Origin of the sequence: Acidihalobacter aeolianus (assembly GCF_001753165.1) — a bacterium.
In the GTDB taxonomy this organism is placed as follows: Bacteria; Pseudomonadota; Gammaproteobacteria; order DSM-5130; family Acidihalobacteraceae; genus Acidihalobacter; species Acidihalobacter aeolianus.
The window spans coordinates 1,220,559-1,239,677 of sequence record NZ_CP017448.1; the positions used below are offsets into that span (position 1 = coordinate 1,220,559).

Annotated in this window: 16 protein-coding genes; all 16 read left to right on the top strand. The window is 59.2% G+C overall.

Going from position 1 to position 19,119, the window contains the following annotated elements:
- Window positions 1-33 precede the first annotated feature (33 nt).
- The 16 genes from BJI67_RS16675 to BJI67_RS05740 all read left to right on the top strand — a co-directional run bounded on the left by BJI67_RS16675 (window position 34) and on the right by BJI67_RS05740 (window position 19,097).
- On the top strand, window positions 34-4,212 hold the full coding sequence (locus tag BJI67_RS16675) for a glycosyltransferase (RefSeq protein WP_083250664.1): 4,179 nt from the start codon (window positions 34-36) through the stop codon (window positions 4,210-4,212).
- A gap of 196 nt (window positions 4,213-4,408) precedes the next feature.
- The gene (locus BJI67_RS05670) at window positions 4,409-5,776 is read left to right on the top strand and encodes a flagellin N-terminal helical domain-containing protein (protein WP_070072214.1); all 1,368 of its coding nucleotides are present in this window, start codon (window positions 4,409-4,411) and stop codon (window positions 5,774-5,776) included.
- 135 nt (window positions 5,777-5,911) lie between these two features.
- On the top strand, window positions 5,912-6,307 hold the full coding sequence (locus tag BJI67_RS16680; RefSeq protein WP_083250665.1) for a flagellar protein FlaG: 396 nt from the start codon (window positions 5,912-5,914) through the stop codon (window positions 6,305-6,307).
- Between the two features lie 25 nt (window positions 6,308-6,332).
- The gene (gene fliD / locus BJI67_RS05680; RefSeq protein ID WP_083250666.1) at window positions 6,333-7,775 is read left to right on the top strand and encodes a flagellar filament capping protein FliD; all 1,443 of its coding nucleotides are present in this window, start codon (window positions 6,333-6,335) and stop codon (window positions 7,773-7,775) included.
- Window positions 7,776-7,832: 57 nt separating this feature from the next.
- The gene (gene fliS, locus BJI67_RS05685) at window positions 7,833-8,243 is read left to right on the top strand and encodes a flagellar export chaperone FliS (RefSeq protein WP_197513327.1); all 411 of its coding nucleotides are present in this window, start codon (window positions 7,833-7,835) and stop codon (window positions 8,241-8,243) included.
- Window positions 8,240-8,614 (top strand): hypothetical protein, encoded by a 375-nt coding sequence (locus tag BJI67_RS05690; protein ID WP_070072216.1) that lies wholly within the window; start codon window positions 8,240-8,242, stop codon window positions 8,612-8,614. Before fliS ends, BJI67_RS05690 begins: the two co-directional genes overlap by 4 nt.
- 47 nt (window positions 8,615-8,661) lie before the next feature.
- Window positions 8,662-9,225, top strand: a complete 564-nt coding sequence (locus tag BJI67_RS05695; RefSeq protein ID WP_070072217.1) for a PilZ domain-containing protein — start codon at window positions 8,662-8,664, stop codon at window positions 9,223-9,225.
- 149 nt (window positions 9,226-9,374) lie between these two features.
- Entirely contained in the window at window positions 9,375-10,787 is a 1,413-nt protein-coding gene (locus BJI67_RS05700; protein WP_070072218.1) for a sigma-54 interaction domain-containing protein, read from the top strand.
- 82 nt (window positions 10,788-10,869) lie between these two features.
- Window positions 10,870-12,105, top strand: a complete 1,236-nt coding sequence (locus BJI67_RS05705; RefSeq protein WP_070072219.1) for a sensor histidine kinase — start codon at window positions 10,870-10,872, stop codon at window positions 12,103-12,105.
- 4 nt (window positions 12,106-12,109) lie between these two features.
- Window positions 12,110-13,447: a sigma-54-dependent transcriptional regulator gene (locus BJI67_RS05710; protein WP_070072220.1), complete on the top strand. Its 1,338-nt coding sequence runs from the start codon at window positions 12,110-12,112 to the stop codon at window positions 13,445-13,447.
- Between the two features lie 65 nt (window positions 13,448-13,512).
- Window positions 13,513-13,833 carry a flagellar hook-basal body complex protein FliE gene (gene fliE / locus BJI67_RS05715; protein WP_070072221.1) on the top strand — a complete coding sequence of 107 codons (321 nt, stop codon included), beginning with the start codon at window positions 13,513-13,515 and terminating at the stop codon, window positions 13,831-13,833.
- Window positions 13,834-13,850: 17 nt separating this feature from the next.
- Window positions 13,851-15,524, top strand: coding sequence for a flagellar basal-body MS-ring/collar protein FliF (gene fliF / locus BJI67_RS05720; protein ID WP_083250667.1), 1,674 nt, complete (start codon window positions 13,851-13,853; stop codon window positions 15,522-15,524).
- The gene (fliG, locus tag BJI67_RS05725; protein ID WP_070072222.1) at window positions 15,517-16,524 is read left to right on the top strand and encodes a flagellar motor switch protein FliG; all 1,008 of its coding nucleotides are present in this window, start codon (window positions 15,517-15,519) and stop codon (window positions 16,522-16,524) included. Before fliF ends, fliG begins: the two co-directional genes overlap by 8 nt.
- Window positions 16,517-17,197, top strand: a complete 681-nt coding sequence (locus tag BJI67_RS05730) for a flagellar assembly protein FliH (protein ID WP_197513328.1) — start codon at window positions 16,517-16,519, stop codon at window positions 17,195-17,197. Before fliG ends, BJI67_RS05730 begins: the two co-directional genes overlap by 8 nt.
- Window positions 17,191-18,651 (top strand): flagellar protein export ATPase FliI, encoded by a 1,461-nt coding sequence (gene fliI, locus BJI67_RS05735; protein WP_083250668.1) that lies wholly within the window; start codon window positions 17,191-17,193, stop codon window positions 18,649-18,651. The genes BJI67_RS05730 and fliI overlap by 7 nt, the downstream gene beginning before the upstream one ends.
- The gene (locus BJI67_RS05740) at window positions 18,648-19,097 is read left to right on the top strand and encodes a flagellar export protein FliJ (protein WP_070072224.1); all 450 of its coding nucleotides are present in this window, start codon (window positions 18,648-18,650) and stop codon (window positions 19,095-19,097) included. The genes fliI and BJI67_RS05740 overlap by 4 nt, the downstream gene beginning before the upstream one ends.
- The last annotated feature ends 22 nt before the right edge of the window (window positions 19,098-19,119 follow it).

Here is a 19,119-nt window from a genome sequence, read left to right on the forward strand (position 1 = left end):
CGCGCTCAAGCCGGATGGTTTGTTGATTCTGGAATGGCGAACATCGAAACGCCCGATGTGGCGATGCGCACGTTCTGGCTGGATCCGACGCATCTGCGTCCGGTGCCCGTGGAACTCATCGGTTTCATGGCGGAGTTCGAGGGCTTCAGAATCAGTCATGTCGAACGCCTCAACGGCGGCGGTGACATTGCCCTGCTGGCGCAGCGCGAAGCGGATTCCGTCGCGGCAAACAAGCCGGAACGGGCAGCCCGTAGCGTCGACACGACGACCAGCATTGCCGATGATCGCAAACCGCCTGCAGCGGTGGACGCGTCCAACCATGCTACCCAGCGAGGCTCGCCCGTGAAGGGCTTGAATGTTATCGGGCATGTCAGCGGCAACCTGGGCCTCGGTGTGTTCGCTCGTCAGGTTGTAGAGGCGCTGATGGAGGCCGGCGTGCCCGTGGCCATTGTCGACATCGATCCCGGACAAGGGCGGGGGCGTCACGACCTGCGTTTTGCGGATCTGCACGTTGCCGATATCGCAGCGCTGCCCTACGAGATCAATCTGTTTCTACTGCCGCCGGCAACCATGCCCTGGCTGCTGGGTTCGATCGGTCCGCATCTGCGGCTGTTGGATCGGGTAAATGTGCTGTGGGCGATGTGGGAACTGCCGGTGGTGCCGGAGGCCTGGCGCCCAGCCCTGCGTGTGATGGACGCGGTGCTGGGTGGCTCCCGCTTCGTGGAGGCCGCGGTGGCATTTTCCTGCGACGGCCCGCTGGCGCTGGACGCGCCGGTGCCGGTCAGCCTGCCGGTGCCCGAGCGGCGGCAGCGATCCGACTTCGGCCTGCCGCAGGACGCGGTGTTGTTCGCTGCGGCCTTCGAGCCGGTCAGCGATCAACAGCGCAAGAATCCATTGGCCGCGGTTCGGGCGTTTCTCGAGGGTGCCGGGGACGTGGCGCACGCCCATCTGCTGATCAAGGTGAACAATCCGGAAAGGGGGGGCGGATTACAATCCCTGGTCGATCTGATCGACGGGCACCCCCGCGTGCACCTGTTTACCGAAAGCCTCAGCTACGTGGACACAGTGAGCCTTTACCAGTGCTGTGATGTCTTCATCTCCTTGCATCGTGCCGAAGGGTTGGGGCTGGTGCCGATGGAATTCATGGCCCTGGGCAAGCCCGTCATCGCGACCGGCTGGTCGGGCAACATGAGCTACATGACGCCGGACAGCGCCTGCTTGGTGGGCTATCGGCTTATACCGGTCGACGGCGAAATGGAGGTGTATTCATCCGGCTTCGTCGGTTCGCAGGTCAGTTGGGCCGACCCCGATGTGGCGGAGGCGGCCGAGTGGGTGCGGACGTTGACCGGCGATGCCGATCTGCGTCGCAGGATCGGCGAGCGTGCCCGTGCCCGCATGCAGGCTTATCAAATCCTGGCGCGCCGCTGTGCGTGGCTGGAGGGGCTGGCTGCATTGCAGACGGAACACGCGCGGCTGCCGACTCGTCGGCAACGCAAGGCCGCTGCGCTGCAGGCCATGCGCGTCCCGCCAGCGACTGCCGTAAAGTCGCCTGTGGTGGCAGCTGGACCCGACAGGCGGGAGTGGGCGGTAGAGTCGATAGCCGCCGCCGACCTGCCGTCGCTGGGCGTGGCGGTATTGACCCCCGCGGCCTTCCAGGCCCTGCTGCCGCATACCATCGCCGCGCTGGATGCGCAGTGGCTACCGTCGGCGGACGTCGGGGTCGTAAGCGACGCGGATGTGCCGTCTCATGCGTCGTCGCCGCCATGGCATCGCGTGACGGACGGTGCCACGCTCGAAACCGTCAATCGAGTGTTGATAGCACTAGAGTCGGATTGGGTCGCCTTGCTGCATGCCGGCGATGTGCTGGCCGATGACGCCTTGTTCCGTCTGGCCGTTGCCGTCGCCGCGCATCCCGAATGGCAGGTGGTCTATACCGACGAGTACCCGGTGGATACCGATGGGCAGCCGGCGGGCGACCCGCACTACAAACCTGATTTCAATCTAGATTATCTGCGCAGCATGCCCTATACGGGCGGCCTGATGATGGTGAAACGGTCGTTTATGAGCCGGCTCGGCGGCTTCGACCCGGCTCTGGAAGGGGTGGAGGAATACGATCTGATGCTGCGGGCCTGGGAACTGGGTGGAGACGAAGCCATCGGCCATGTAGCCGGAGCGTTGTACGGGCGCAGGCAACAATCGAGTTATGCGGCCAAACCATTGGACGCATTGATCGAGAACGGTCGGCGCACGCTGGCCGCCCATCTCGGCCGTCTGGGTATCGAGGCGGAAGTCGAGAACGGTTCATTGCCGATGACCTATCGCGTACGCTATCAACACGCGCCACGGCCGATGGTGTCGATCATCATTCCCACGCGCGACCAGCAGCCGGTGCTGCAGCGTTGCCTGGAGTCGTTGCTCAGCCTGACCGCCTACCCGAATTACGAGATACTCGTCGTCGACAACGGCAGCATCGCCGCTGACGCCATCGAATACATCGACGGTCTGCGTGCCCTGGAAGGTGATCTCGGCGGTCGCCTGCGCATCGTCGACTATCCCGAAGCCTTCAATTTTTCGGCGATGAACAACCGGGCCGCCGCCGAGGCACGTGGCGATTATCTCTTGCTGCTCAATAATGACACCGCCGTGCTGCACGCCGAGTGGCTGGACGAAATGATGGCCCACGCCCAGCGTGAAGACGTCGGTGCTGTCGGCGCCAAGCTGCTGTTTCCGGATGGCAAGATCCAGCACGCGGGCGTGCTGTTGGGTGTGAAGGGTCCCGCCGAGCATCCCTTCATCAACCAGGATCCCAAATCGCCGGGGTATTACGCCCGCCTGCAGGTGGATCAGGACTATTCCGCAGTGACCGGCGCCTGTCTGCTGGTGCGCAAGGTGCTTTACGACGAAGTCGGAGGGTTGGATGCCGCAGAGCTGGCCGTCTCCTATAGCGACATCGATCTGTGCCTGAAGATCCGGGCGCTCGGCAAGCGCGTGGTGTGGACACCTCACGCGATTTTGATGCATGAGGGGTCGAAGAGTCAGCAGTCCGGGGTCGAGCAGGCGCCGGATGCGGCCAAGCTCGCGCGTTTCCAACGCGAGCAGGCCTGTATGTATGCGCACTGGCTGCCGCAGATGGCCAATGACCCGGCCTACAACCGCAATCTGAGTCTTGCCAGTACGGATTTTTTAGTTGAATCGGACCCAGCGTTGTCATGGGATTCAGTGTGGCGCCCGGTGCCGCGCATTCTTACCCAGCCGGCCGACCGCATGGGATGTGGAGAATATCGCATCATCGCGCCGACCCGGGCCCTGATCAGGGCCGGACTGATTCAGGGACAAGAAACGGATCGTATCTACACGCCGCCGGAACTCGCCAGGATCAAGCCCGACGCGTTGGTTCTACAGCGACAAGTCGAGCCGTTCCAGATCGAAGCCATAGAGCGACATAAGCGATTTAATCCTGATGTCTTTTGCGTTTTCGAGATCGACGATTTGGTGACCAACGTGCCGCTCAAAAACGTCCATCGATCATTGCTGCCGAAAGATATGTACAAGCGTATGCGCCGGGCAGTTGCCGCATGTGGTTGCTTGGTGGTGGCAACCGAGCCTCTCGCAGAGGCATACAGAGACCTTGCGTCTGACATCAGGATAGTACCCAATTTTATCGAATCGGCTGTTTGGGGTGGCTTCCAACCTGTGCGGCGCATGGGGAAAAAACCGCGTGTCGGCTGGGCTGGCGGAGTGAGCCATACAGGTGATTTGGAGATCGTTGCGGGGGTGGTTGAGGCGCTCAAGGATGAGATCGACTGGGTCTTTTTCGGTATGTGTCCACCGTCGTTGCGCGCGTATATCAAGGAGTATCACGAACCTGTTCCTATCGGCGAATATCCCGCCAAACTGGCCAGTCTGAATCTCGATCTTGCAATTGCACCGTTGGAAGATGTGCCGTTCAATCACGCGAAGAGCCACTTGCGTCTTCTTGAGTACGGCATACTGGGCTATCCGGTTGTTTGTTCCGATTTGACGCCCTATCAGGGCAGTTTCCCGGTGATGCGCGTGCGCAATCGTTTCAAGGATTGGGTCGATGCTATCCGAGCCCATGCCCTGGATGCGGATGTGGCGGCGCTCGCGGGGGATCGGCTGCGCGATCACGTCCGGGAGCATTGGTTGCTCGAAAATAACCTCGATGCCTGGCTTGCCGCCTGGTTGCCATAATCCACCGTCCGTCGGCGCTATCGCCGTTTTGGCGGCCTCTTCGGCCTCCGCCCCAAAAAAAACTAAAGTTCCCCGTCTTTGAGTCGATACCACTGGCATAGGCGCCGTGGGAGGCGCTTTGGGAGCAATAGCCGCCGGGCGGCGCAGGCACTTTTAAGTCGAACAAAACGGGTAGCACGTAACGGAGGTTACAGACATGGCCCTTGTCATCAATACGAACATTGCGTCTCTGAATGCGCAGAACAACTTGAATGCGTCGCAGAGTCAGTTGGACAGCGCCATTGCACAGCTGTCCTCCGGTCTGAGCATCAACAGCCCGGCCGACAACCCGGCGGGCTACGCAATCGCGCAACGCATGACGGCCCAGATCAATGGCTTCAATCAGGCCGTGCGCAATGCGAACGACGGTATTTCCTTCGCACAGGTCGCCAACGGCGCCATGAGTACGATTAATGGCGCTCTTCAGAACATCCGCACGCTCGCCGTGCAGGCTGCCAATTCGACCAACTCGGCGCAGGACCGTCAGGCTCTCAACGCCGAGGTTCAGCAGTCGATTGCGCAGGTCAACACCACAGCTCAGGATACTCAGTTCAACGGACAGTCGATCCTCAACGGCAGCTTGTCGAATCTGGTTTTCCAGGTGGGTGCAAACGCCGGTCAGATTATTTCCACGAACGGTCTCGATGTTCGCGGCCAGAACCTCGGTGCCAGTTATGCCGACGGTGCCAGCATCAATACTGGAAATCTGTCTGGGGCGAGTGGCACGGTCACCATCAACAATGTGGCGATCGATTTGAACGGCAGCAATGGCTCGGTGTCTGATGTGGTTGCGGCGATCAACAACGCCAGCAGCCAGAGTCAAGTCTACGCCCAGCGTGCGGATACAACATCCGGTACGGTCGGGTACACCAATACCGGCTCGGGTAGCGTGACGATCGACGGCGTTACCGTCAACATCGCCAGCGGCGCCACCTCGGCCGACGTGGCGGCGGCGATCAATGCCTACACCACCCAGACCAATGTGACTGCGACCACCGGTTCGAGCGGCATCACCTTGACCGACTCCACGGGTGCCAGCATCACGGTCACCGGTAGCGGCGGCGTTGCCATCAGCAGCGGCGGTACCATCTCCGCGGGTATTGAGCTTTACACCAAGATCGGTGGAACGATATCCGTTAGCGGAAGTTCGACCACGCTGACGAATATCGGGTTGAGCGGTACCGGGGTCAGCTTCAGCAGTCTGACCACCCTGACGCTGAACAGCACCAATGTGTTGACCTACGACAATGCCAAGACCGCGATCAAGGCCATGGATTTCGCCCTGAACCAGCTCAGTCGAGACGGGGGGCTGCTCGGTGCTTTGCAATCGCGTTTCCAGGCAACCATCTCGAATCTGCAGTCAGCTTCGCAGAACACTCAGGCAGCCAGATCGCGTATACAGGACGCGAACTTTGCAGCGCAGACGGCGGCCTTGAGTCGAGCCCAGATACTGCAGCAGGCTGGCGTTGCCATGGTCGCCCAGGCCAATACCGATCCGCAGGTCGCGCTGACGCTGCTCAAGTAAGCGTCAGCCAACAGCACCGCCGATAGGCTGGCTGTTGACGGGGAAGTGGGGATGGGGCTCTAGCCTCATCCCCTATGAAACACCAGCCCTGAATAATTGCCAGCCGATAGGCTCCCATATGGGAGGTTCAATGGGATGAATCAGGTCACAAACGATCTTGCTCTTCTGGTGACGGGTGGTCAGCAGGCGACCGGGACGGTGACGGCACCGGGAAATACGGGGCAGGTGGCTCAGCAATCCGGTGCGGTGGCAAGCGGCAATACTTCGCCGCCTGCGCAGTCATTGAGCGGTAAATTGCAGCCGGCAGAAATCAATAAGGCACTTGTCCAGGTCAACGATTACCTGCAGCAGCAGAGCCGTACCCTGCAGTTCAGCATCGACCAGACGACGCATCAGACCATCATCAAAGTAGTCGATCAGTCGACAGGGCAGGTATTGCGACAGATTCCTCCGGAGTCTATGGTGATTCTGGCGCAGAGGTTGCAGGAGATGCAGCATATGGAGTCGACTGGCGTCGTCGTCAAAACCTGATGTTGTAGCGAATGGGGTTCGTGGTATGTCTTCGAGTCTTTCGACAGGAACCATTAGTTCACCGGGCGTCGGCTCGGGGCTCAATATTAATTCCATCGTCAGCCAGCTGTTGCAGGCGGATTTTGGCCCTCAGCAAACTCAGCTAACGAACCAGCAGAACGGGCTGAATGCGCAGCTTTCCGCATTCGGCACGATCAACAGCGACGTTTCTTCGATTGGTAGCGCGCTCAGTACGCTAAGCAGCCTCACGCCCAGCTACAACGCGTCTTCCACCAATCCCGCTTTGGTTGGCGTTTCCTCCGACGGCACGGCAACGCCCGGCTCGTACAATGTCAGCGTGACGGCATTGGCGCAGGCACAGAGTTTGGCCAGCACCACGTACAGTTCGCCGACCTCGACGATCGGTACGGGTACGCTGACCTTCCAGTTCGGCAGCTATAACTCGTCCACTACGCCGCCAACATTTACCGCGAACAGTGGGACCAACCCAACCAGTATCACCATCGACAGCTCAAACAATACCTTGCAGGGTTTGGCGACGGCGATTAATCAGGCCAACTTCGGCGTTTCGGCGACCGTCGTCAACAACGGCAGCGGGTATCAGCTGGCGCTCACCTCGGCTACGGGGTCGAGTAACGAGTTGAACATCACGAGCAGCAGCTCATCGCTCAACGCATTCACCTACACGGGTAGCAACAGCACGACGGCTCTGAGTCAGACGGTGGCCGCGCAGGATGCACAGTTCAGCATCAATGGCATCGCCGCGACTTCGCAGACCAATACCGTCACGAATGCAGTATCGGGTGTGAGTCTGACGCTGGCAGGATTGACTAACGGCGCCCCAGTGGCTGTGACGGTTGGCCCAAATACATCGGCGGCCACCCAGGCTGTGCAGTCGTTCGTGAACGCCTACAACGGCTTCGCGCAGGATGTCAGCAAGTATGCGAGCTACGATTCGAAAACGAAGACCGCAGGCATTCTGTTGGGCGACCCAACGGTCCGCAATCTGGTAAACCTGTTTCAGAACGGCGTGGTGCAGAACATCAGCGGTGCGCCTGCCAATTATCAGAACTTGATGGCGCTCGGGATTACTGCCAACGCCAATGGTACCTTGAGCCTGAACACTTCGACGCTCAATAGCGCGCTGACCAGCAACTATACCGGCGTGGTCAGCGCGCTGCAGACCATCGGTAATCAGCTAGGTACGACGGTCAACAGCATGACCGGCGCGAACGGCATCATTACGGCGCGTACCAACACGATCAACCAGCAGCTGACCAACATCCAGACTCAGTTCAATCAGCTCAGTACACAGATGCAGCAGGAACAGGCATCACTGATGCAGGAATACACGGCGATGGATACCATCGTGGCCAATCTCAAGAACACGAGTAGCTATCTGAGCGCGCAATTGGGCAGCCTGCCGTCTGCCAGCAGCTCTTCCTCCAGCAGTTCCAGTGGTGGCTGATTTAACAACAAGTAATGCTGGGCGGATTTTTCAACGAGCGCATCTATTCACCATAGGATGAGCAAGCAAATGAACCGGGCAATGCGGCAGTACCAGCAAGTAGGTCTCGAGGGTCTTGTGGCAGACGCCAATCCGCATACGCTGATTCGACTGCTCATGCAGGGCGGCTTGGATAATATTACCAGGGCGAAGGGTGCGCTGGCTCGCGGCGATATGGGGGCAAAAGCTCAGTTTATTGTTGACAGTATCCGCATCATCGATGGCCTGCGAGTTTATCTCGACCACGAACAAGGCGGCGATCTGGCGCACAATCTTGAGACGCTCTACGACTATATGTCGCGTCGGCTGATCGAGGCCAATACGCACAACGATGCCCGTCTACTCGATGAAGTGTCTGCTTTGCTGGCCGAAATCAAGACTGGATGGGAAGCGATTGCTCCCGAAAGCAATGGACGTGTGCCTGCATGAATGAGAGCAAAAAAGCGGCACCCGCGCTTCCGGGCGATATCGTCGGCAGCGAACCCCGGGTGACGGCTCTGGTGCAACTTCTGGCTGAAGGGCGCATGTTGCTGCAGGAAGCCCAGGTCGCGCGCCCTGATTGGCCGAGTCTGTTGCGTGCCGAGGCGGAACTGCGTAGCAAGCTCGAAAGCCTGCTTGCGAGTCCCGTTTCGGGACGTGAGGTCGAGGCCGTGCGCATTGCCTTGCAGGAAATGCTCAGTCTCAATAAATCCCTGATCGAATTGATCGAAGGTCATCGTACCCGTACCCTTCATGCTCTGGAGCATAAGGCGCTCGTCAGGCGCGCCGCCAACGCCTACAGTCAGAGTGCCGTCGGTTAGATCGTTTCCTCTCGGCCTGACCATGGAAGTAGGCTATTCTTAAGCTTATGGAAGAACCGACTACATCGCCCGATGAGGGCATCGTCTACCGCGCGGCTTTGCCGTTGGCGTGGAAGCGTGTGAGCGCTATGCCCAGTGCCGAGATCGAGGCTCAGGTCAACGAGGCTAACAATTCATTGTTGGCGATGTTCGGGGTCCTCGATGAGCGCGCTGCCGAGGTTAAGGGTACCGAACCGGAGGTGATCCAGGCGATTGGTCGTCTGGATACCAAGATCAATCTCGTGCTCGACTTGGTCGGCGAGCTGCTACGCCGACAATTGTCATTTCCAAAGGCTGTGCCCTGCATTCTGTCGGAGCAGGGCTTGAGTTGGGTGGCGCATGCCGAACAAGCTCCCCAAGTCGGGGACTTGGTACGCATGGATGTCTACCTCAAAACCAGCTATCCCAGGCCCTTACGTTGTTGGGCTGAAGTGATCACTTCTGTGCCTGAGGGGCAAGGCGTCAAGATCGCGGCGCATTTCCGTGCCATGGCAGATGATGTGCGTGATGGACTGAGCAAATTGATTTTCAGGCATCATCGTCGCCTGATTGCAAGTCAAAGAATGGGTTGATAAGAAAGACTAAGACCCCGTTGAGGGCAGTAGTGTTGGTTTTTTGACATTTGGCGGCTTATCAATCATGCTTGCAAGTGTCGTCAACAGACGACACTCAAACCGGATAAACCGGTATTCCCATAAAAAACGATAAGAACCCCAGGGTTATGTCGAAATCATCGTTCGGCCATTTGGACAGCGCAGATACACCTACGCCTGTGGTTTGGGTGGCTTCCCATGCAGGCGCAGAGGCAGATCAGCTCCGCGCCATTGTTGAATTCCTCGGGTTCGACCCTGTGAACTTCGATGCCTCCGCGCCTCTGGGAGAGGCGGTTGCCTTGATGGTCTGCACGCTCGGCGACCCGACGGGCATGCGTGAGGTGCTGCTTTGGCACGCTGACAACCCAGCCGCTCCCCCTTTAGTGGTGGTGGGCGAGGAACCCGAAGGGTTTACCGGCACTCGATTAGCTTGGCCACTCGATGCGAGTCAGACGATTCTGGCGCTTGAGCGAGCGCGAGCCTATTCGAGCGCATCACGCGAAAGTACGACGGGCATCATGCCTCCTATCCTCGATCGCATGTTGATTGGGCGCAGCCAATCCATGCTGCGTCTGCGTCGTTTGATTGCGCGCGTAGCCGAAACGGATACAACGGTGCTGGTGCAGGGCGAAACCGGTACGGGCAAAGAGGTGGTCGCTTCGGCGATTCATTACTGCTCTCCGCGCAGAGACCGACCTTTCGTAGCGGTCAATTGCGGCGCCATCCCGGCCGAATTGCTCGAAAGCGAATTGTTCGGACATGAAAAAGGCGCATTTACCGGCGCCCTGACGGCTAGGCAGGGGCGTTTCGAACTGGCCCAGGGGGGAACGTTGTTCCTGGATGAGATCGGCGATATGCCGTTGCCGATGCAGGTCAAATTGTTACGTGTGCTGCAGGAACGCACCTTCGAGCGTGTGGGCAGTAACAGGAGCATGAATACCGACGTGCGGGTGATCGCCGCCACCCATCGAGATCTGGAGGCATCGATCAGCGAGGGACGGTTCCGCGAGGATCTTTTCTACCGTCTAAACGTATTCCCGGTGGAGGTTGCTCCGCTTCGTCATAGAAAAGAGGATATTCCGTTGCTGGCCGAGCATTTCGCTGCCCGTCTGGAAAGGGACGGACGAGAGCGGATACGCCTTTCACCCGGCGCACTGAAAGCGTTGAATCTTTACCATTGGCCGGGCAATGTCCGCGAACTTGCCAATATGATAGAGCGACTTTCGATCCTGGTGCCGGACGGTACGGTCGAGGTTATGGATTTACCCACGAAGATGTTGGAACTGGCTGAAGTCGACCTTGGCCAGAGCGATGAACAAATCACCCTGACGGCCTCACCTGAGATCGGGTTGCCCGAGGATGGCGTTGATTTGCGTGAATATCTCGGGCAGTTGGAGATGTCCTTCATTCGTAAGGCGTTGGAGGATGCTGGGGGCGTAGTTGCGCATGCTGCACATGCATTGCGCATGCGTCGGACCACGCTGGTAGAAAAAATGCGTAAGTACGGAATCCAGCGTCAGGAAGACGCGACAGAAAGTTGACGGGCGTCTTGTCTGGATTTCTTTAACTAACTGATCTTAAATAAAAAGACGTATTTGGTACGAAAACTGCTGAGGCCTGGGTATGAGCCCGAAAGACCAGGCAATAAGTAATCCGGTAGATCACGTCGTTTCTGCAACCGAAATCTCGGAACGTGAGCGCCTGCTTGCGGAGGCCTTTGATACCTTCAATCGGCTCTCCGAAGATCTTGCGCATTCGTATCGGGGGCTGGAGCAGCGGGTCGAGCAATTAAGCCGAGAACTGGCTGCCGCCCGTTCCGAGCGTTTGGAACAGTTAGCGGAAAAGGAGCGTCTCGCCAATCGCCTGGGCCGGCTGTTGGAACTTCTGCCAGGTGCGGTCATCGTGACCGGTGAAGGAGGTATCGTGCGCGAGGCGAACCCTGCTGCCTACGAATTTCTTGGCGAGCCGCTCGTGGGCGAACCCTGGGAATCAGTCGCTGAGCGCTTCGTTTCCGGTGGCGCAGGGGCCGGCGAAGTCCGTCTAACGGATGGGCGACGTCTTAATGTGTCGATACGCGCACTTGAATCGGAGCCCGGCGACGTGTTGCTGCTACAGGACGTTACTCACACGCGTGTCCTGCAGGAACAATTAGATCAGCACCGCCGTCTGGCCGCCATGGGCGAGATGGCCGCTGGGCTGGCTCATCAGATCAGGACGCCGTTGTCATCCGTGCTGCTGTACCTGTCTCATCTGGAAGCGCGCAGGATCGACGAGGAGCAGCGACAACGCGTGCTTGGGAAGATACGCAATCAGGTTCAGTATCTGGAACGCATGGTCAATGACATGCTTCAGTTCGCGCGCGGTGGCGCCAACAATCTGACGCCATTGACATTCGCTACGATTGTCGGCGATTTCGAGGAGATGATCAGGCTCCCGCTTGCCGAGCGTTCCGCATGCATGGAAATCACCTGGGCGGACGATGTATCGGCTCTGTGTTGCCTTGGGCAGCGCGAAACCCTGGTTGGGGCGCTGCTCAATCTGGCTTCGAACGCGCTGCAAGCGGCGCCACCCGGCGTACATCTCCACTTGACCGTCCGTCTGCCTGACGCCACGCACGTCGCGCTGACCTTGACCGATAACGGTCCTGGCGTACCCTCGGAGATTGCCGAGCGAATCTTCGAACCCTTTTATACGACACATCATCAGGGAACGGGGCTGGGGCTTGCCGTGGTGCGAGCGGTCATGCACAGCCACGGCGGAGAGGTGACGTTGGATCGCACCGGGGGTCCCGGCGGTGTGTTTACATTGCATTTGCCTTTGGTCGATTGTGCATCGGCCGGTCCTGACAGGGGAGCCTGACACTATGAGCCGACACCTCAAGATACTGGTGGTCGAGGATGACACGAATCTGCGTGAGGCGATCGTGGATACGCTATTGCTGGCCGGGTTCGAGGTCACTGCCGCAAGCGATGGCCGTGAAGCACTGAGCTGTCTCTCATCGGAGCCCATCGGCATCGTCGTCAGCGATGTGCAGATGAGCGGTCTCGACGGACACGCTCTGCTCAAGCGGGTAAGACTGCAGCGGCCGGATATACCGGTCGTGTTGATGACGGCCTACGGGACCATCCAGCGTGCTGTGGACGCCATGCGCGACGGGGCTGCTGATTATCTGGTGAAACCCTTCGAGGCCTCGGTTCTGGTGGAAATGGTCAGTCGGCTGCTGCCTCCAGCTGAGTTCGATGATGCGGCCCCTGTCGCCGAGGACATGCGGACACGCGAATTGCTCGCGCTGGCCGGACGGGTTGCTGGGACCGATGCCACTGTGATGATCACCGGGCCATCTGGCAGCGGCAAAGAGGTTTTTGCGCGCGAAATCCATCGCATGTCCAAGCGGGCCGAGGGCCCTTTCGTGGCGATCAACTGCGCTGCGATTCCAGAGAACATGTTGGAGGCGATGCTGTTCGGCTACGAAAAGGGTGCATACACCGGTGCTCATGAGGCGCGCGCCGGCAAGTTCGAACAGGCCAATGGCGGTACGTTGTTGCTCGACGAGATCTCGGAAATGGATCTTGGTTTGCAGTCCAAACTATTGCGTGTGTTACAGGAACGCGAGGTGGAGCGACTGGGTGGACATCGTCCGATCGCCTTGGATGTCCGGGTCCTGGCTACTTCGAACCGTAATCTGCGCGAAGAGGTGGCTGCGGGGCGTTTCCGCGAAGATTTATTTTATCGCCTGAATGTATTCCCGCTGCATCTGCCATCGCTGCGTGAGCGGCCGCGCGACATTCTGCCGTTGGCGAGGTGCTTGCTGTCGCGTCATGGCGCCAATCAGATCCTGTTGACTGCCGCGGCGGAGCAGCGTTTGCTGACGCATGGGTGGCCCGGCAATGTACGCGAGTTGGACAACGTAATGCAGCGAGCACTGATTCTCAGCGACGGGAAATGTATCGACCAGGGCGATCTCCACTTTGAAACCGTAGAAGGCCCAGCGCTGATGCTGCCAGAAGAGCCCGAAGTTCAGGACACGGGCGGAGTGCTGGATGCCGATCTCAGGCGGCGTGAAGGCGAATTGATACTGGAAACCCTGCGCGCCGTAAACGGCAATCGCAAGGAAGTGGCCGCACGCCTGGGTATCAGCCCGCGTACCCTGCGTTACAAACTGGCCAAGCTCAGGGACGCCGGGGTTGCGATCCCATGCTGACGAGATGGCGTCAATATTGCTTGTCAGGATTAGATTGAAGATCCGGAGATGACGGGGTCATAAAGATGAGCGGTACGGAAATCAATCAGGTGCTGGCGCAGATGCGAGCGATGGCCGCCATCGCTGATGGCAAGAGCTCGCCGCCGGCGGCACAACCTGGCCAGGTCGATTTCGGCAAGTTGCTGGCGGATTCGATCAATCAGGTCAATGAAGCGCAGCAACACGCGGGTAAGCTCGCGACGAGTTTTGAGCAGGGCACTTCGACGGCTGACCTGGGCCAAGTCATGGTCGCCCTGCAGAAGGCCAATCTTTCCTTCGAGGCGATGACCCAGGTCCGCAACAAGCTGGTGTCGGCGTACCAGGAAATCATGAACATGCAGATCTAAGCGGCAGCTGAAGCACTATGGCACTGATCAATCCAGAGGCCCTCAGGGCGCAGTTCGACAACTTCTCGCGTTTGCCCGCGTTGCGTCAGTTCGGGCTGATGGCCGGGCTGGCAGCAAGCGTCGCGCTGGGTGTCGCTATTGTCCTCTGGTCACAGCAGCCGAATTACAGCCTGCTTTACGGCGATTTGTCCAACAAGGACTCGGCCCAGGTTTTGGAGGCGCTCGGCAAGGCAGGCATCAGTTACCACGTCAGCCCGACCACCGGGGCGATCATGGTGCCTTCGACCGAGGTGTACCGCGCGCGGATCAAGCTGGCGACCGAGGGGTTGCCCAAGGGAACGGCGACGGGGCTAGCTACGTTCGAAAAAAATCAGGGTGCCTTCGGTACCAGCCAGTTCGTTGAAAAAGTGCGTTATGACCGGGCGCTTGAAGAGGAGCTCGAACGGTCGATTTCTTCACTCGACAGTGTGCAGGGGGCACGTGTACATCTGGCCATACCCAAGCAATCCGTGTTCATCGAAAACAGCGCAAAACCCTCAGCATCCGTGTTGCTGAACATGTACCCGGGGCGCGAACTCAGTCCGGCGCAGGTTGCGGGTGTGGTGCATCTCGTGGCGTCCAGCGTACCGGGGCTTTCACCACAGAATGTCACCGTGGTGAACCAGCACGGAGATCTCCTGACCAATAATGGCCAAGGCGCCCTGGAATCGGCTGGCTCGGCGCTGAGCGGTGCACAGTATGCTCTTACACAGCGATTGGATCGCCTCTATGCCAAGCGTATCCGCGAGATATTGGCACCCATCGTTGGTGCGAGCGGCGTGCGTGCACAGGTCGCGACGGATTTGAATTACTCGCTGATTAATACCACGAGTGAAACCTATGATCCCAAGAGCAAAGTAATTCGCAGCGAGCAGACCGAGAATCTGATCAAGCGTGGGAAACCCAGTGGAGGCGTGCCCGGGGCCTTGACCAACCAGCCACCACCGGCTGGTGTGCCAGCGACTTCATCGGCCAATTCGGCGCTGGGCGCGAATGCGACGAGCGTGAATCAGGGACCGGTACTGGAAAGCCTGCAAAAGGCTACCCGTAACTACGAAATTGACCGCACGATTCAGCATATCCGCAAAGCCCCTGGTGTGATCAATCGATTGTCTGTTGCGGTGGTAGTCAATTATCAGGAAAAGAAAGGAAAGGGCGGGAAATCGGTAGCAGCACCACTTTCGCCTCAGGAAATGACCAACATCACTAACTTGGTAAAGGAGGCGGTGGGGTTCAACGCGGCACGGGGCGATACGGTCAACGTGATCAACGCACCCTTCATGGCCACGCCGACCACGCCGCTACCCACCGGCCCTTCATTCTGGCAGCAGGCTTGGTTCTGGGATCTCCTCAAACAGGTGGCCGGTGGCCTGGCCGTTCTATTCCTGATCTTCGGCGTGTTGCGTCCGGTACTGCGCAGTCTTAGTCATATGCCAGAGTCACCCGCAGGCGGTGCGAGGGCGCACGGCGAAGGTGGCGGCGAAGGGGGCGAGGGCGGCATCGGCGAGGATAGCTTGACGCTCTCGGGTGAAGGTGGCGGCATGAGTGCCTCGGGTGCTTATGACCAGCAATTGGCCGCAGCGCGTTCTCTGGCGCAGTCTGACCCTAAGCGGGTAGCCCAGGTCGTCAAGGGTTGGTTGGGTGATGAGTAGCGCAGCATCCGTCAGCGGCGCCCAGCGTGCGGCGATTCTGCTGATGACTTTGGGAGAGGCCCAGGCAGCGGAAATTCTCAAGCACATGGGGCCGCGCGAAGTACAGAAAATCGGTAGCGCGATGGCCGAATTGACCGGTATTTCGCGCTCCACGGTAAGTGACGTGCTACACCATTTTATCGAGATCGTCGGCGACCAGACGGCTTTGGGAATCGGTAACGACGACTATATCCGCAATGTCCTCGTACAAGCGCTGGGTGAAGATAAAGCCGGCGGCATTATGGACCGCATTCTGACTGGCCATAGCTCGCGTGGTCTGGATCAGCTCAAATGGATGGATGCACGGGCTATCGCCGAAGTTGTCCGGCTCGAACACCCTCAGATCATCGCAATCGTGCTGAGCCATCTGGATTCGGATCAGGCGGCTGAAGTGCTGGCGCACCTCCAGGATCGCGTGCGCGCCGATGTTATTTTGCGCATCGCTACGCTGGACGTCGTGCAGCCCTCCGCAATCAAGGAACTGGACGAGGTTCTGGAGCGCCAGTTCAGCGGTAATTCGAGCGTCAAATCCTCGGCTGTCGGTGGTCTGAAGAGTGCCGCCAACATTCTCAATTTCATGGATTCCTCTGACGAAAGCGCCATCATTCAACTGGTTGCCGAGACGGACTCGGACCTGGCGTCTCGTATCGAGGAACTGATGTTCGTGTTCGATAATCTGGTGGAGCTGGATGACCGATCCATACAGGGTCTGCTGCGCGAAGTGGCATCGGAAACGCTGGTGGTCGCGCTGAAGGGTGCTGACGAACCGCTGCGCGAAAAGATTTTCCGCAACATCTCGAAGCGTGCTGAGGAAATGTTGCGTGACGATCTCGAAGCGAAGGGGCCGGTGCGTCTGAGCGAGGTGGAATCCGCGCAGAAGGAAATACTCGCAGTGGCGAGGCGGATGGCGGATTCCGGGGAGATTGCGCTGGGTGGCAAGGGCGGAGATGAGTATGTCTAAGCTCATCCAGGCGAAGCCGGGTGAAATGGCGAGTCTCTGGCAGGCACCGTCGATGGACCCCGCCTCTGCTCGTGAGGCGATCCAGGCGGTCGCCGATCCGCCGCTTGAAGCCGATGAAAACCTCACATTACGACCGTTGACTGCCGATCAGCTCGAACAGATTGAACAGGCTGCTCGTGATGAAGGATTTCGCCAGGGACATACCGAGGGGTTGGCCGCAGGGCAGGCAGAGATTGCTGAAAAATCCACCAGACTGGGAGCCTTGCTGCAGGCTTTGTCGCGTCCTCTTGACGATGTTGGCGAGCGGGTCGGGGATGAACTGGTCGCATTGACGGTTGCGATCGCTCGGCAATTGGTTCGCCGAGAACTCAGCGTTTCGCCTGGGGAAATCGTTGCCGTGGTGCGCGAGGCGCTGCAGGCCTTGCCTTCCTATGCGAGCGATATTCGATTGGAGTTGCATCCCGAGGACGCGCGCTTGGTACGTGAATCCATGCCACAGGGCGATGGAGAGCATGCCTGGCGCATTATCGAGGATGCTACGTTGACTCGGGGCGGTTGCCGGGTGCGTTCGGATGTCAGTCGTGTGGATGCATCGGTTGAGCATCGGTTGAGCCAGATTGCCACCAAGGTTCTAGGAGACAGCCGAAACGATTCCGATGCGGAGGTATCGTGAACCCGCTTGAGGCGCATCGGGCCGCCTGGGCTGAGAGGCTCGCACGCGCGCGTTCGCGTGCTGAGGCGGCGGAGCCGTTGACCGCTGAGGGGCGACTGACCCGGATGGTCGGTTTGACCCTGGAGGCGGTTGGCGTCGAGGTGCCAGTGGGCGGTCGCTGCGAGATACTCACTGTGCAAGGGCGTCAGGTCGAGGCAGAGGTCGTCGGTTTTTCCGGGGAAAGGGTATTTCTGATGCCGGTCGGCGATATTCGCGGGCTTACGCCAAATGCCAGAGTCAGGCCCCTGGGCACTGCGCACACGGTGGCGGTCGGGCCGGAACTCCTCGGTCGCGTACTCGACGGCATCGGCCGTCCGCTTGACGGTAAGGGAACCGTTCACGCGCCTGACAGCGTGCTGCTGACCGGGCATTCAATCAATCCACTGGCCCGCAGGCCGATCCAAGAACCCCTCAACGTAGGCATCCGATCGATCAATGCCTTGATCAGCGTCGGACGCGGGCAGCGGATGGGGCTCTTTGCGGGCAGCGGCGTGGGCAAGAGCGTTCTGCTGGGAATGATGACCCGTTACACCGAGGCCGATGTCACCGTGGTCGGCCTCATCGGCGAGCGTGGACGGGAGGTCAAGGAATTCGTGCAGCAGAGCCTGGGCGATGCTGGACTCGCGCGCGCCGTAGTCATCGCCTCTCCCGCGGACGACCCGCCCTTGATGCGTCTGCATGGTGCCTGGTATGCGACCGCGATCGCCGAGTATTTTCGTGCGCGTGGGAAAAAGGTTTTACTGCTGATCGACTCCCTGACAAGGTTCGCTCAGGCGCAGCGGGAAATTGCGCTGGCCATCGGCGAACCCCCTGCGACCAAAGGATATACGCCATCGGTTTTCGCAAAATTGCCGCAACTGGTTGAACGGGCAGGTACAGGCGATCATGGGAGCGAGGGTTCGATCACTGCGTTCTATACGGTTTTGACCGAAGGCGATGATCCTAACGACCCTATTGCCGATGCGGCCAGGGCGATCCTGGATGGGCATATCGTGTTATCCCGCGAAATTGCTGAGCGTGGGCGTTACCCTGCGATCGATATAGAGGCTTCAGTCTCGCGCGTGATGCACGATGTGGTCGAACCTCGGCATCTGGCACTGGCGCGGCGGTTCAAACAACTCAGTGCCGCCTATAGTTCACATCGGGATCTGATCAATGTTGGCGCCTACCAGCCTGGTAGCGATCCTTTAGTCGATGAAGCGATGGTGCGCTTTCCTGCGATGGAGCAGTTTCTGCAACAGTCCATGTCCGAGGGCGTCGACTTTGCCCGGAGTTTGGCCGAGCTGAATGGATTTTTCGAACCGCAGGTCGAAGGTGCTCCAGCCGTGCTAAGAGGTGAGATGCCTGTGGAAGAGGATTCTGCAGATCAGGGGCGGCATGTGGATGACTATATGACAACGCAAAGCCTGACATGAACCGCCGCTCCGAACGACTCAAGCCGGCACGGCAGCAGGCAGCCCGGCTGGAACGGGAAGCCGCGGTACGCCTCGTAGAATTGAGGCGGGCGGTGGAGCTAGCGAAAAACCGCTTGGGAGAATTGCAGCAGTGGGAGCGTGAATATGCGGAACGTCTACATTCAGGCGTGATGCGCCGTGATGACTTGATGGATTATCGGCTCTTCATGCAACGCCTCGCCGATGCTGGTGAGGCGCAACGGCTAGCGCTTCTCGAGGCAGAAAAGGCCTTCGCCAGCGGGCGCGAAACATGGTTAAGCCTGCATGCGCGTCACGAGGCGATCTGTCAGGTCGTGGTTCGTTATGAAGAGGAATCCAGACGTGACGCGGCGAGACGCGAACAGTATGCGACCGATGAGTTTGCTGCCAATGGAATACGGCATCGCGATGGGCGGCATGACCGCTGATTGCTGGCATCGGGTTTGCATT

Excerpts from the sequence above, each read along its gene's own strand:
- BJI67_RS05705 (WP_070072219.1), top strand. The coding sequence starts at position 10,870 with ATGAGCCCGAAAGACCAGGCAATAAGTAATCCGGTAGATCACGTCGTT.
- BJI67_RS05670 (WP_070072214.1), top strand. The coding sequence starts at position 4,409 with ATGGCCCTTGTCATCAATACGAACATTGCGTCTCTGAATGCGCAGAAC.
- fliF (WP_083250667.1), top strand. The coding sequence starts at position 13,851 with ATGGCACTGATCAATCCAGAGGCCCTCAGGGCGCAGTTCGACAACTTC.
- BJI67_RS05690 (WP_070072216.1), top strand. The coding sequence starts at position 8,240 with ATGAATGAGAGCAAAAAAGCGGCACCCGCGCTTCCGGGCGATATCGTC.
- fliG (WP_070072222.1), top strand. The coding sequence starts at position 15,517 with ATGAGTAGCGCAGCATCCGTCAGCGGCGCCCAGCGTGCGGCGATTCTG.
- BJI67_RS05740 (WP_070072224.1), top strand. The coding sequence starts at position 18,648 with ATGAACCGCCGCTCCGAACGACTCAAGCCGGCACGGCAGCAGGCAGCC.
- BJI67_RS16675 (WP_083250664.1), top strand. The coding sequence starts at position 34 with ATGGCGAACATCGAAACGCCCGATGTGGCGATGCGCACGTTCTGGCTG.
- fliS (WP_197513327.1), top strand. The coding sequence starts at position 7,833 with ATGAGCAAGCAAATGAACCGGGCAATGCGGCAGTACCAGCAAGTAGGT.
- BJI67_RS05710 (WP_070072220.1), top strand. The coding sequence starts at position 12,110 with ATGAGCCGACACCTCAAGATACTGGTGGTCGAGGATGACACGAATCTG.
- fliE (WP_070072221.1), top strand. The coding sequence starts at position 13,513 with ATGAGCGGTACGGAAATCAATCAGGTGCTGGCGCAGATGCGAGCGATG.
- BJI67_RS05730 (WP_197513328.1), top strand. The coding sequence starts at position 16,517 with ATGTCTAAGCTCATCCAGGCGAAGCCGGGTGAAATGGCGAGTCTCTGG.
- BJI67_RS05695 (WP_070072217.1), top strand. The coding sequence starts at position 8,662 with ATGGAAGAACCGACTACATCGCCCGATGAGGGCATCGTCTACCGCGCG.
- fliD (WP_083250666.1), top strand. The coding sequence starts at position 6,333 with ATGTCTTCGAGTCTTTCGACAGGAACCATTAGTTCACCGGGCGTCGGC.
- BJI67_RS16680 (WP_083250665.1), top strand. The coding sequence starts at position 5,912 with ATGAATCAGGTCACAAACGATCTTGCTCTTCTGGTGACGGGTGGTCAG.
- BJI67_RS05700 (WP_070072218.1), top strand. The coding sequence starts at position 9,375 with ATGTCGAAATCATCGTTCGGCCATTTGGACAGCGCAGATACACCTACG.